Annotated in this window: 12 protein-coding genes; 7 read left to right on the top strand and 5 right to left on the bottom strand. The window is 63.7% G+C overall.

Translation table 11 applies throughout. The features are described 5' to 3' along the window. Window positions 1-56: 56 nt before the first annotated feature. Complete coding sequence (locus tag RBH26_RS04240) at window positions 57-959, bottom strand: universal stress protein (protein ID WP_306756774.1); 903 nt, start codon at window positions 957-959, stop codon at window positions 57-59. Between the two features lie 194 nt (window positions 960-1,153). Between RBH26_RS04240 and RBH26_RS04235 the strand changes: the two genes are divergently transcribed. Then, the gene (locus RBH26_RS04235) at window positions 1,154-2,131 is read left to right on the top strand and encodes an SDR family oxidoreductase (RefSeq protein ID WP_306756773.1); all 978 of its coding nucleotides are present in this window, start codon (window positions 1,154-1,156) and stop codon (window positions 2,129-2,131) included. Between the two features lie 210 nt (window positions 2,132-2,341). Here RBH26_RS04235 and RBH26_RS04230 read toward each other — a convergent pair whose 3' ends face one another. Both RBH26_RS04230 and RBH26_RS04225 read right to left on the bottom strand, forming a co-directional pair. After that, a complete protein-coding gene (locus tag RBH26_RS04230) occupies window positions 2,342-2,611 on the bottom strand; it encodes an Lrp/AsnC family transcriptional regulator (protein ID WP_306756769.1) in 270 nt (89 codons plus the stop codon). A 155-nt stretch (window positions 2,612-2,766) separates the two neighbouring features. Next, window positions 2,767-4,572: an SLC13 family permease gene (locus tag RBH26_RS04225; protein ID WP_306756767.1), complete on the bottom strand. Its 1,806-nt coding sequence runs from the start codon at window positions 4,570-4,572 to the stop codon at window positions 2,767-2,769. A 227-nt stretch (window positions 4,573-4,799) separates the two neighbouring features. Between RBH26_RS04225 and RBH26_RS04220 the strand changes: the two genes are divergently transcribed. The 3 genes from RBH26_RS04220 (at window position 4,800) to RBH26_RS04210 (ending at window position 7,010) form a co-directional block, all read left to right on the top strand. Continuing rightward, on the top strand, window positions 4,800-5,174 hold the full coding sequence (locus tag RBH26_RS04220) for a tautomerase (protein ID WP_306756765.1): 375 nt from the start codon (window positions 4,800-4,802) through the stop codon (window positions 5,172-5,174). 86 nt (window positions 5,175-5,260) lie between these two features. Further along, a complete protein-coding gene (locus RBH26_RS04215; protein WP_306756953.1) occupies window positions 5,261-6,457 on the top strand; it encodes an MFS transporter in 1,197 nt (398 codons plus the stop codon). Window positions 6,458-6,539: 82 nt separating this feature from the next. Next, window positions 6,540-7,010, top strand: a complete 471-nt coding sequence (locus tag RBH26_RS04210; RefSeq protein WP_306756764.1) for a universal stress protein — start codon at window positions 6,540-6,542, stop codon at window positions 7,008-7,010. A 50-nt stretch (window positions 7,011-7,060) separates the two neighbouring features. On the opposite strand, the gene RBH26_RS04205 is transcribed toward RBH26_RS04210, so the two are convergent. Both RBH26_RS04205 and RBH26_RS04200 read right to left on the bottom strand, forming a co-directional pair. Beyond that, window positions 7,061-8,299 (bottom strand): TRC40/GET3/ArsA family transport-energizing ATPase, encoded by a 1,239-nt coding sequence (locus RBH26_RS04205; RefSeq protein WP_306756763.1) that lies wholly within the window; start codon window positions 8,297-8,299, stop codon window positions 7,061-7,063. An 81-nt stretch (window positions 8,300-8,380) separates the two neighbouring features. After that, window positions 8,381-9,481 carry a pyridoxal phosphate-dependent aminotransferase gene (locus tag RBH26_RS04200; protein ID WP_306756762.1) on the bottom strand — a complete coding sequence of 367 codons (1,101 nt, stop codon included), beginning with the start codon at window positions 9,479-9,481 and terminating at the stop codon, window positions 8,381-8,383. Between the two features lie 394 nt (window positions 9,482-9,875). Here RBH26_RS04200 and RBH26_RS04195 point away from each other — a divergent pair, with 394 nt between their 5' ends. The 3 genes from RBH26_RS04195 to RBH26_RS04185 all read left to right on the top strand — a co-directional run bounded on the left by RBH26_RS04195 (window position 9,876) and on the right by RBH26_RS04185 (window position 12,758). Further along, the gene (locus tag RBH26_RS04195; protein ID WP_306756760.1) at window positions 9,876-10,388 is read left to right on the top strand and encodes a CinA family protein; all 513 of its coding nucleotides are present in this window, start codon (window positions 9,876-9,878) and stop codon (window positions 10,386-10,388) included. 97 nt (window positions 10,389-10,485) lie between these two features. Continuing rightward, window positions 10,486-10,989: a metal-dependent hydrolase gene (locus RBH26_RS04190; protein ID WP_306756758.1), complete on the top strand. Its 504-nt coding sequence runs from the start codon at window positions 10,486-10,488 to the stop codon at window positions 10,987-10,989. Between the two features lie 485 nt (window positions 10,990-11,474). Then, window positions 11,475-12,758: an orc1/cdc6 family replication initiation protein gene (locus tag RBH26_RS04185; protein ID WP_306756757.1), complete on the top strand. Its 1,284-nt coding sequence runs from the start codon at window positions 11,475-11,477 to the stop codon at window positions 12,756-12,758. The last annotated feature ends 80 nt before the right edge of the window (window positions 12,759-12,838 follow it).

The raw sequence follows: 12,838 nt of genomic DNA, 5'->3' as shown, positions 1-12,838 counted from the left end.
GCTCAAGATAAAGAGACGGTCGCCACCTCGAGAGTCGATCTCCTGGGAGACGCCCGTCACGCCGAGGGAATGAGCTGTCGGATCTGCTGGAGGATGGGCCCGCGGACGGTGTTCCCGTCGCGAGCGAGAATGACCGTTCGGTCCGTTCGACGCGTCACCCGTTGTGGAATCGACCCGACGAGCCGGCGATGAAGCGCACCGTGTCGTGTCGCGCCGAAAACGAGGACATCGTGGTCGGATGCGGTCTCGAGCAGCCGTTGTGCGATATCGTCTCCGTCGTGCAGCAGCGACTCCGTTCGAACGCTCGGTCCCGGCGCGTCCTCGAAGCTCGTCTCCGCCTGAGCAAGGTACTCGCGTGCCGTCTTCGCGTCCGTCTCGCCGTCGGCGACGGACTGGAGACGGACGGTCGCATCGTTGCGTGCGGCGATCGCCTTCGCGACCCTGACTGCCGGACGGACGTGTGGGCCACCCGCGACCGGAACCAGGACCGAGTCGACGCCGTCGGCCTCGTGGCCGATCCGCTCGACGTAGAGATCACACGGGACGCGTTCGATGAGCCGATCGACCGTCGTCCCCAGTACGGCGTCCGTTCGACGCTCTCGTTCCCGCCAGCCGACGACGAGCGCCCGTGCGTTCGTCCGCTCGACCGCCGTGAGGATGCCGTCGACGAGCGATCGACTGACGACCAGCATGTCATCGACGTCGACGTCATCGGGGGCCGCGGCGACCGCACCTTCGAGGATCTCCCGGCTGTTCGCCGAGTACCGTTCGATGATCGTCTCGTCCGAGTACACTGAAAACGGCGACTCGTGTGATTTCACGACGACCGAGACGAGCTGGACGACGCCGTCGTTCACTCGAGCGAGGTCACCGCCAGTCCGGACGAGCTGGACGGCGTGGTCGGGGTTCGCGACCGCAACCAGTATCGGTCGCTCCTCCCCTGTTTCGTTCTCGTTCATACTGGTTGTACGTGACACAGTACCGTGTATATCTCGGTCAGCTGTCGTGAGTGTCCGTTTCGGAGACTGGTATCCGCTATCGATCCGTCGACTGCCGGGTCGAAAGCGGGCGGTCGACTGTCGTCGCAACTGGAACGTCCGGCGGGCGCGACAAACCGTCGATACTTAGGTATCGCCTCTCGAACCGGTCACGTATGGCCACCGCTGAGGACGTCGAGGGAACCGACGATGACGGGCCGGACGGTACCGTCGTCGAAGACGATCGCGAGACGGACGCCGATCGTGTCGACGAAGGAGAAGGAAGTGAGACGACGAACGTCGGCGACGAGGGCGACCGGTATACGCGCAAGAAATCCGTGCTGATCACCGGCTGCTCGTCGGGGATCGGACGCGCGACCGCAAACGCCTTCCTGCGAGACGACTGGCAGGTGTTCGCGACGGCCCGGAGCACCGACGACATCGAGGACCTCGAGGAGGCCGGCTGTACGACCCTCGAGTTAGACGTCACCGACCCCGACCAGGTCGCACGGACCGTCGAACGCGTCGTTGAGGTCGGCGGCGCGATCGACTGTCTGGTCAACAACGCCGGCTACGCCCAGATGGGGCCGATGGAAGACGTCTCGACGTCGGACCTCCATCGACAGTTCGACGTCAACGTGTACGGGCCACACCGACTCATTCGTGCCGCATTGCCCCATATGCGTGCTCAGGGTGCCGGCCGGATTATCAACGTCTCGAGTGTCATCGGGCGGATCTCGATCCCGGGGTCGGGCGCCTACGCGGGCTCGAAACACGCCCTCGAGGCGATGAGTGACTCCCTGCGTGCGGAAGTCGAGGAGTTCGGCATCGACGTCACCGTGATCGAACCGGGCCCGGTCGAGACGAACTTCGCCGACCGTGTCGACGAGGAACTTCCCGAAAACGAGCGCACGCCGGCCTACGAGACGCTGTATGATCTTTACGACGAGATGCAACTGATCGGCGCTGGGAGCGGCGGCCCCTTCGCCTCCGACCCGGACGACGTCGCAGCGGCGATTCTCGACGCGAGTACGACGCCAGAGCCGCCGGCCCGGTATCCGGTGGGTCCGATCGCACAGTACGGAGTCTACGCGCGATTCCTTCCGGATACGCTGCGTGACGCCGGCTACCGACTGTTACGGAAACTGGTCTGAACACGCCGACGGCTCTACGACGGACGGGAACGAAAACTGGATCGCATGAGCCGGCTGCCAGCGACGTTGTGACCGGCGGAAAGCGTTCGGGATCGATTCAGACGGTCTGAGCGGCGTCGATAGGCGAAGTGCTGTTGGGTTGGGTGGAGCGACCGAACGGTTGGGGCTATGGGACGACCGTTCGAATCACACGCCGCTCGAGCGCGTCGATCAGTCAGCGGGGTTCGTCGAGTGCTGGTCGGTGGATGCGTCCGTGATCGCCGTCACCCGTGGGGCATCGGGATCGGCGAGCGTATAGACGCCACCCGTGCACTGACGGATCTCCCCGGCCCGTTGCAGGGCACGACAGCGACGCTCGACGGTTACCGGGTGCGCCTCGAGAATCGTCGCCAACTCGGCGATCGTCGCCGGGCTGATCTCCTCGAGGGCCTCGAGGATCGCGTCGGCCTGCGTCTGGTCGGGATGGTCACGGTCTGGCATACCGGTCTCGGATATCACTTACTCGGTCAGGAGTATGAACCGTGCACCCGGTTCCCAGCCAGTCGGAACGTAGTTACCATTGGTAATATTATGGAGTGGCGTCGATTCACAACGGACGTTGAAGACGAAACGGATGAAAAAGCAGTGTGTGGTCGCTACGAATCCCAGGCTTCGACGAATTCGGTCGGAAGCGCCGTGATGTCGATCCCCCAGGCCAGCGGCAGCCAGAGGAGCGCGACGAGCGTGATCAGGATGATCCCGATCACGTTGAGTCCGGCACCGACGCGAGCCATCTGCGGGAGCGAGATGTAGCCACTGCCGAAGACGATCGCGTTCGGCGGCGTCGCGACCGGGAGCATGAACGCGAAGGAGGCAGCGGTCGCGCCCGCGATCATGAGTCCGTAGGGGTGGACGCCGATACCGACCGCGACACCGGCGAGGATCGGCATCAACATCGCCGTCGTCGCCGTGTTCGAGGTCACTTCGGTCAGGAAGATGGTCATCATGACCACGGCAAGCAAGATGACGACCATCTCGACGCCTGCGAGCAGCTCGAGCTGTTCACCGATCCAGGTGGCGAGTCCGGTGTCACCGAAGCCGGCGGCGATCGCGAGGCCACCACCGAACAGGAGGATAACTCCCCAGGGAATATCGACGGCGTTGGTCCAGTCGAGCAGGAACGTGTGATCGCCGTCCTCGGTCTTCGTCGGCAGGGTAAAGAGGACGAGCGCGCCGCCGATAGCGACGATCGTGTCGGCGTCGTCAGGCGGCGTGATTCCGAGCGCCGGCTCGAGCAGGCTGGCGCCGATCCAGGCTGCGGCCATGCCGACGAAGACGACCAGCACCATTCGCTCTTGGGAACTCATCGAACCGAGTTCCTCGAGTTCGCGGTCGATCGTATCGGCACCGATCGGGAGCTGATCGAACTGCGGGGAGATCGCGACGCGGGTCACGTAGATGTAGACGGCCGCGAGGCCGACGATCGAGATCGGGACGCCGTAGAGCATCCACTCGGCGAAGCCGATCGACGTATCGAAGAGTTCGCCAGCCTGGCCCGCAAAGAGGATGTTCGGCGGCGTGCCGATCAGCGTCGCGACGCCACCGACGGAGGCACCGTAGGCGATACAGAGCATTAGTGCGACACCGAACGAGAAGTTCCCCTCGCTCGTATCGATGTCGAGACCGGTCTCGTCGACCAGGTCCGCAGTCTGGTAGATGACTGCCAGCGCGATCGGCACCATCATCATGACGGTCGCGCTGTTGGAGACCCACATCGAGAGAAACGCCGTCGCCAGCATGAACCCGAGGATGAGCCTCGAGGGTTCGGTACCGACGGCCTTGATCGTCCGCAGGGCGATCCGACGGTGAAGCCCCCACCGCTGCATCGCCATCGCGAGGAAGAACCCACCCATGAAGAGGAAGATCAAGGGATGACCGTACGACGGCGTCGTATCCGCGACCGGTAACGCGCCGGTCAACGGAAACAGCGGAATCGGAAGCAGCGACGTCGCCGGAATCGGGATCGCCTCGGACATCCACCAGATCGCCACCCACGCGGTGACGGCGGCGACGGCCTGTCCCTCGGGCGAGAGACCCTCGGGCGTCGGCGCGAAGTAGATCAGGGCGAACAGCAGCGGACCGAGAACGAATCCGACCTTCTGTCGGAGGCCGTACGATCCACCGACGTCGAAGGGGTTCCGATCGCCGTTCCCTCGGCCGTCGCCGTCACCACTCCCGCCGGCTCCGCCACCCGAACCGGTACCGTCGTTCGGTTCCTGTCCACCGTCAGCGAACGCCTGCTCCGCGACGCGTTTTTCCTCTTCCGAGAGGTCGTCCATATCCCGTGCGATCGCGGGACCGTCGAGACGGAGGTACGCTTTCGTTTGCTCGTTGAGTCGCCACAGGTACGCCCACAGGTATTGTATAAACTCCTGATAGGTTTTCGGAGGGTTATTCACCATTTTTCCGTTTGTTACTAACATGGGGTATAAACCCTAACGATTCCGTCCCGTGGTACTACTGAGCGATCACCTTGGTACCAATCAACTAAAGTTAATAAACATTAAAGAAGTTGCTATATGGTAGCAGCAGTCGTTCGGTGATAGTGAACACGCATCTGTGACACTCGGACGGCCACAGTCGGCGTCGAGTCCGAACACACAACTCCGGCCGTGAACTTCGTCGAGACATGCCGCTGCTCCAGTTCGATACGACCCTGTCGCTGTCGGCCGACGAGAAGACGGCCCTCGCCGAGTACGTAACCGACTGTTATACCGAGGAGATGGCGACGACGGCGGGCCACGTCGCGGTGACGATCCGCGAGCGTGACCCGGCCGACCTTCACCTCGGGCGCGCAGTCGATGGACCGCTCGTCTTTCTGGACGCCGAGATTCGTCGCGGTCGCCCGTTCGAGCGCAAGCGCGCGTTCGCACTCGAGACGATAGAGTACCTCGGCGAGACGTTCGCCATCCCCGAACAAAACATGAAGGTCGTCTTCACCGAACATCCCGGCGAACACATGATGGGGGTCGACCGCGTCGGCGGCGAGTGGGACGGCGACTGATCGCGTTCGCGTGTGGCGACCCTGTTCCGGAACGTGTCTCCGCCATCGGGACAGTCAAACGCGTCCTCGAGCAAGCACTGACGTCGATGGACCGGTCGTACTGGCAGACGGTATCGCTCGTGACGACGTGGCAGGTATCGGCGAGCATCTGTTACTACACGGTGTTTGCAGCGACGCCGTTTTTCCGCGACGAGTTCGGACTCTCCCGCTTTACCGTCGGCTTCGTCGTAACGGCACTGACCCTGGGGTATGCGGTCTGGCTCCTTCCAGTCGGAGCACTGATCGACCGCTTCGGGGAAGGGCGAACGCTCACGCTCGGACTCGTCGGACTGGCGGCCGGCGCTGCGATGGTTGCCGGCGCTCCCACCTACGGTGTCCTCCTCGCGGCTGCGTTCTTTCTCGGATCACTGTATTCGACGGCGATTCCGGGAACGAACAAAGCGATCTACGACAACATCGCCGCAGGTCGGCAAAACCTCGCGATGGGGATCAAACAGGTCGGCGTCACTGCCGGCAGCGGGATCAGCGCGCTGCTCGTGACCGGACTGGCGGGTGTACTCTTCTGGCAGGCTGGCTTCCTGATCGCCGCCGTCGTCGGACTCGTCGTCGCCGTCTGCTTCGCACTGTGTTACGGAATCGAGAGCGACGGTGACACGGCGGAGTACCCCGACTTTCGGTCGCTCTCACGCAACCGTCCGTACCGAACCCTCGTCGCTGCCGGCTTCTTCCTCGGCGCCGCGTTGTTTACGACGACCGGCTACACCGTCCTCTACGTCGAGGAAGCGATCGGTGCCTCTGTCGTCTTCGGCGGGATCGTGCTCGCGCTCGTCCAGTTGTTCGGCAGCGTCGGCCGCATCGTCGGCGGCTGGCTCAGCGACAACTTACCCGGTGATCCGCAGCGTCGAATCGGCGCGATTCTCATCGTTCAGGCACTTGCAGGCGCGTTCCTGTTCGTTGCCGTCGCCGCGACCGACGGCCCGTTGAACGCGGCCGTTGCCTTTTCGGTTCTTGGCTTTTTCGTCCTCGGGAACACCGGCGTCTACTACTCCTACATGGCGACGCTCGTCACCAGCGACGAGATGGGTGGCGCGACCGCTGGCGGCCAGCTCTCGCTCGTCGCCGGTTCGGTCGTCGCCCCACCGGCGTTTGGCTATCTCGCAGACACCGTCGGCTACCGGGGCTCGTGGTGGTTTCTCGCCGCGGGCACCGCCCTCGCAGCCGTCTTGCTCGCTTACGCCGTTCGCCTCGAGCCGCCGATCGACGAGCCAGCGATGCGGGAATAGGACACGTACATCGACCGGCAAGAGAGACGTTCCACGACGGCAGAGAGAACTACTTTAGGTTCCGGAAACCGAACGTCGGAGCATGTACCGCGTTTTACTTCCGGTCGACGAGAACGCAAAGCGAGCGCGAGCCCAAGCCGAAGCCGTCCTCGAGCTTCCGGCTGACGGCGAACTCGCCGTCGACGTCGTACACGTCCACGACGAAGTGACGACTGGCGACGCCGAGTGGGCCGCTGGCGGCTTCTCTGAAACCTACGCCGAGGAGATGGAGGAGACGAAAGCGGGACAACGCCTTCCGGCATCAGTCGAGACCGTCGTCGACGTACTCGAGGCGAGCGACGCCGAGTGTACGGTCCGCGAGACGACCGGCGACGCCGCCGAGAAGATCCTCGAGGCCGCCGAGGAATTCGACAGCGACGCGATCGTCCTCGGGATCGGCCGACGGTCGCCGGTCGGGAAGGTCCTGTTCGGCAGCGTCGTACAGGCGGTGATCCTCGAGAGTGATCGGCCGGTGACGGTCGTTCCCGCCGGGGAAGGGTCACAGACGGAGTAACGGGCTGCGGTCCGGACGAATCGTCTCGTCCGACAGCAGGAAGCCAGTGCCTACCGCAGACAGGCAGCGACGACCTCGAGCATGCCTTCGCCGCGAACCTCTTGTGCGAACAGCGGGACCCGTCGCACCTCGGTGCCGCGGAACAGTTCCTGCGCCTCCGCGAGGGCGGACTGCTGGACGTCCCACCGGCGCTGGCAGAACTCACAGTCCTCGAGATTCGGCTGGAGGAACTCGCCGTCGACGTCGTCGGTGACGTCCGAGAGCGGTTCCATAACGCGGTTGACGACCACGGTGCCGACAGGGATCTCGAACTCCTCGAGCTGGCCGCGGAGTCGCTTGGACTCGAAGACGCTCATCTCCTCGGGGACCATGACGATCCGGAAGTCCGTCCGTGCGGGATCCTGCAGCGCCGCCCGGAGGCGTTCGATACGCTCGCGGACCTCCTCTAAATCCTCGAGATCGCCGGCCTCTTCGGGCGCCTCCTGGCCGGGGAACATCCCTTTCATTCCCTCGAGCATGCCACTGATCCGCTGGCGGAACGTGAGGATCCGGCCCATCATCGAGTCCATCAGTTCCGGCAGTTTCAGCAGTCGAAGGGTGTGTCCGGTCGGCGCGGTGTCGACGACGACGCGCTCGAACCGGGGGTCGTCCATGTACTCGAGCAGCAACTGCATCGCCGCGGCCTCGTCGGCACCGGGCATCGCACCGCCGAAGAGGGCATCCATCGGCGACTCGCCGCCGAGCATCTCGCCGAGACCGCCCATACCGCCCATTCCGCCGGCGTCGCCACCGCCGAACGGGCCACCGGCCCCGCCATCAGTGCCGCCACCGAACGGACCGCCGGCTCCGCCAGCCTCGTCGGTCTCCCCGGCGGTGTCGTCGCCGCCGACGTCGCCGAGAACCGCCTCGCCGCGGTCCATCGCGGCTTCGGGGTCGATCTCGGCCGCGTAGAGCGGGATGTCTTCCCGGATGCGGGCGGGTTCCGCGGGCACGTCAGTTTCGAACGTGTCCGACAGCGAGTGGGCGGGATCCGTCGAGACGACGAGCGTGCTGGTTCCGCCGCGGGCGCTGTCCAGCGCGGTCGCGGCGGCCATCGTCGTCTTCCCGACGCCACCTTTCCCGCCGTAGAGGACGTAGTCGGGCCCCTCGATAGGCTCGTCCGACGGCTCCACGTCGATCGTCTCCTGTTCGTCACCGACGGAGTCCGTCGGCGTCACCTCGATGGTGTGGTCGTCGTCGTCCGCCTCGTCGGCCGCCCCGTCGACCCGCTCGACGTCGATTCCACTCATACGGGACGGTTTCCCGCCCCGACACGAGTATTCGTCGGTCTCGAGCGACGGCGTTCCCACCCGGTCTCGAGTGGGTGGCGGTCACTCGAAGTGAGTCGCCAGTCGCTTGGCGGCCTCCTCGACGCGGGGTGTCACGAGTGCAAAGCGGAGCCAGTCCGACCGCGAGTCACCGAAGGCTTCGCCGGGCATCCCCGCGACGCCGGCCTCGTCGATCAGTCGCTCGACGTTTGCGAGCGTCCCCGGGTAGCCGTCGAACCGTGCCATCACGTAGAACGAGCCCTGCGGAGTCGTATACTCCGCACCCGTCTCATCCAGGGCGTCGGTGAACGTATCGACACGCTCGCGGAGCAACTCGCGGTTCGTCTCGTAGTACTCGGGGGGCGTCTCGCGAAGCGCCTGCAAAACCGCATACTGGCTCGGCCGGCTCCCGGCGACGTTGACCAGCATGTGACGACTCCTGGCGTCGTCGACGAGTTCGGGCGGGAAGATCGCGTAGCCAACCCGGAACCCGGTGATCGCCAGTGATTTCGAGAACGCGTTGGTGACGATCCGGTTCTCGGAGTCGACGCTCAGGGCGCTTGCGAACTCGCCCGAGAGGTCGTAGTGGTCGTAGACCTCGTCGCTGATGAGGATCGCGTCGTACTCCTCGGCGACGTCGACGAGTTCCCCGATCGTGGCTTCGGGATAGACCGCTCCGGTCGGATTGTTCGGCGAGTTGGCCACGATTGCGGCCGTCTCCTCGCTTGCGGCTGCGCGGACGGCGTCCGGATCGAGCTGGCCGTCCTCGTCGGCCGCGACGAACGTCTGTGTCCCATCGAGCATCGTCGTCTTGCCAGGGTAGTAGGGGTAGACGGGATCGGTCAGGATGATCTCGCTCCCGCGGCCGCGCTCGAGGGCTCGCGCCATCGCGAGATAGTTGGCCTCGCCGGCACCGTTGGTGACGATCACCTGCTCGGTGTCGACGCCCCGACGGGCGGCGATCTCCTCGCGGAGCTCGAGCAGGCCCTCACTGGGCGGGTACTGGAACCGGTCGGGCTCGAAGTCGGCGTACTCGCGCAGCCCCTCCCTGAGCGCTTCGGGGGGCTCCCAGTCGGGATTCCCGCTGACCATGTCGATGACGTCGCGGTCGGCCCGCGCGGCGTACTGCATGACGTGAAAGAACAGCGGCGTCTCGTACTCCATACGGGATAGCGGGAGCGCACGGACCGTCGTTCTTTCCGTTTCGGAGCTTGCCGGTTCGTTCTCGGTGCTCGACGGTTTGGTCCGTTTCGATCGTGTCCCGGTCGATACTGATACTGTCGGACAGCAGTCAGTGATACGGATTGCTGTAACGATTTCCCGGCGCAACCGCAGCCCGGTCGCGGTTGCGCCGGTAACGACGTACAGTAGTCCGTATGAGCCGTCGGTCGCGAACTCGCGGCCGTCACCCTCGGGACGGCCGCAGTCGCGCGACCGATCGTCGAATAGTACTATTCAACAGTATGATACTTCGTTGCCGGCTCAGCGGTTCGCCGAAGCGGACACTGCTTCAGTACGGAACCACGCTTTGACGTGGTGGGCCGCCCTTTCCCTGCGTATGAACGACGACATCGACCGCGAGCTACCGATGGCGGTCGCCGACACTCTGCGTGATCGCGACGAGACGCTGGCCGTCGCCGAGTCCTGTACCGGCGGGCTGATCGGCGCCGCAATCACGGCCGTGCCGGGTGCCAGTGACTACTTCGATTCGGGGCTGACGACCTACGCCTACGGCGCCAAACGCCGCCAACTCGGCGTCAGCCGCGAAGCCCTCGATGAACACGGTGCCGTCTCCGAACCCGTCGCTCGCGAGATGGCCCGCGGCGTCCGTGACGTGTCGGACGTAACGTGGGGCGTCGCGACGACCGGAGTCGCCGGCCCGACCGGCGGAACCGAGGCAAACCCCGTCGGCACCGTCTACATCGGCGTCGCCTACGCCGGTCCGTGGGGCAGCAAGTCGTCGTTCTCGTCGGTCTCGAGATACGTCTTCGACGGCGATCGGGCCGCAGTGCGTGCACAGACGGTCGATCAGGCCCTCGAGGATCTCCTCGAGGCGATCGACGGACGGTAACCGATTTCGTCGCTGCCCCAACAATCAGCGATTCTGACGCTGACCAGACAGTCTCGAAAGAAAACTATTCGGCCGGTGATTTCCCAGTAGGAGGTAGATGAACAAGAAGGGACACGTGCTCAACGCGGTGCTTTTGAGCCTCGGGCTGGGGGTTTTGCTCGCGCCGGCGGAGAGTTTCGAAGTGGCCGAAATCCTCGAGATGGTCGAAATGATCGTCGCGATCGGTGTGCCGGTGACCCTGGGGGCGCTGTTTCCCGACGTCGATACGGCGTTCGGAAAACACCGGAAGACGTTGCACAACCTCCCGGTCCTGGTGGGTTTTCTCGCGTTTCCGTACGTCTTTGGCAACCTCGAGTACGTCTGGATCGGCGTGTTGACCCACTACGTACTCGACGTCGCGGGTAGCAAGCGCGGGATCGCGCTCTTCTACCCGCTCCGAAGACAGGAGTATGGACTTCCGACTGGCGTCCCAGTCAGCAGTAGCCGGGCGACGCTGGTGACCGTCGCCGTCACGATCGGGGAGCTGTTGTTGATCGGGCTGGTCGTGTACGAGGTCCCACAGTGGGGATTCGAGATGGGACGGCAAGCAATCGGCCTCTGACACGGTCTCCAGTCCAACAAGATACGGTCAGTAAACAGTATGAACTGTCGGCGGTGAGGAGACCACGAAAGAGGACTGGAATGGTGGACAGACACACCCCTCGTTTTCAGTGAAACGGTCGAATGTGGGGAGCCGATAGTCGTGAGTCCGTAGCCGATCACCGAGTTGTATATAAAGAACTGATTGTGCTAGAGCGACATTTTAGAATATCCCTGGTACATTTACTCTACTCACTTTCTATACTATACTACTTACTACTACTTTACCGTTACAGTAAATAATATAATAACGCGATCAAGGGAGACGGAGCGCGACCGACACAACCCAACACCCTTTCGGAGCCTTTCACTGAAAACGAGGGGTGGGGGTGTTCACCCCCACTTCGATCCCTGCAGTCGCTCACCCGATGTTTTCGCGGGTCTCGCCCCTTTCACTGAAAATCGGGTCCGATGCGTTTATCATCGACCTCTGGAATGTCCCCGTCAATGGGAAATGATCCGATCCCGACGCCTTCGATCGAGGAACTCCAGGACGATCCGATGGCGGACGGGACGACGTCGATCTTTCGTCGTCGCGAACTCCTCCGGCCACAGCACGTGCCACAGAAGGATCGCATCGTCGGTCGTGACCGCGAGATCGAGACCGTCGAAGCGTTGCTCAAGCCGGCGGCGTTCGGTGATCCCCCCGAGAGCGGCTTCCTGTTCGGGAAGACGGGGACCGGCAAGTCCCTCGTCGCCAAACACGTCACGGGCCGCGCTCGAGGGATCGCACAGATGCAAGGAACCGATCTGACGGCTGCCTACGTCGACTGTGACCAGTACAACACGGAGACACGGGCCGCCCGCAAGATGGCTTTCGAGGTCCGCGATGCGATCGACCCCGACCGCTACATCCCGAAAGAGGGTGTCGGGGCGAGTCGCTACTACGACGCGCTCTGGGACGGTGACGGCCTCCTTCACGAGTCGGATTCGTTTATCGTCATCCTCGACGAGATCGATAAACTCGGCGACGACACCGCAGAAATCCTCTCGAAGCTCTCGCGATCGGAGGAGGCCGGAAAGACTGGCTGTTACATCTCGGTCGTCGCGATCAGCAACAAGACTGACTACACCGACGCTCCCGACGAACGCGTCGCCTCGAGTTTCCAGGACGATCCGATCATCTTCCCACCGTACGATGCGACACAGCTCCAGGCGATCCTCGAGCGACGCAGGGACGCGTTCAAAGACGGCGTCCTCGAGGAGGGCGTGATCGAACTCGCCTCCGCGCTTGCCGCTCGCGACCACGGGGACGCGCGCCGAGCGCTCGACATCCTCCGATCGGCCGGGAAACTCGCAGAGAAAGACGACAGCGACCGGGTAACTGAGGATCACGTCCGGGAGGCCGACGAGTACAGCGATCTCAACCGGTCGATACAGGTCATCAAGAACGGAACGCCACACTCCCGGTACGCACTCTATGCACTCGCGTATCTGACCAAGACCAAGCTATCGGATTCGTTCTCGACGGGCGAAGTGTACGACACGTACTGTATCATCGCCGACGTCATCGCTGGCGAATCGCTGACCCACCAGCGAGTCCTCGATCTGATGAAGAAATGGACACTTCCCGAGATCACCGAGAGTCGCCACACCGGTGGTGGCAAGGGCCAGGGGAGTTATCGGACTCATCGACTGCTGCACGATCCCGACGTCGTGATGAGTGCCTGCCTCGAGTCGACCGCCGACCAACGCACTGTTTTGGACGCACTCTCGGACGCGTCGATCTGAACTCGAGCCGAAACGTTCCCCGCTTCCACTCTTTTCGCTGCTTTCACTGAAAACGAGGGGTGTGGTGACCCGTTTCACTG

The organism is Natronolimnohabitans sp. A-GB9 (genome assembly GCF_030848565.1).
Lineage (GTDB): Archaea > Halobacteriota > Halobacteria > Halobacteriales > Natrialbaceae > Natronolimnohabitans.
Note: the sequence above shows the minus strand (reverse complement) of the source record. Positions and strands in the feature narration are given on the sequence as shown.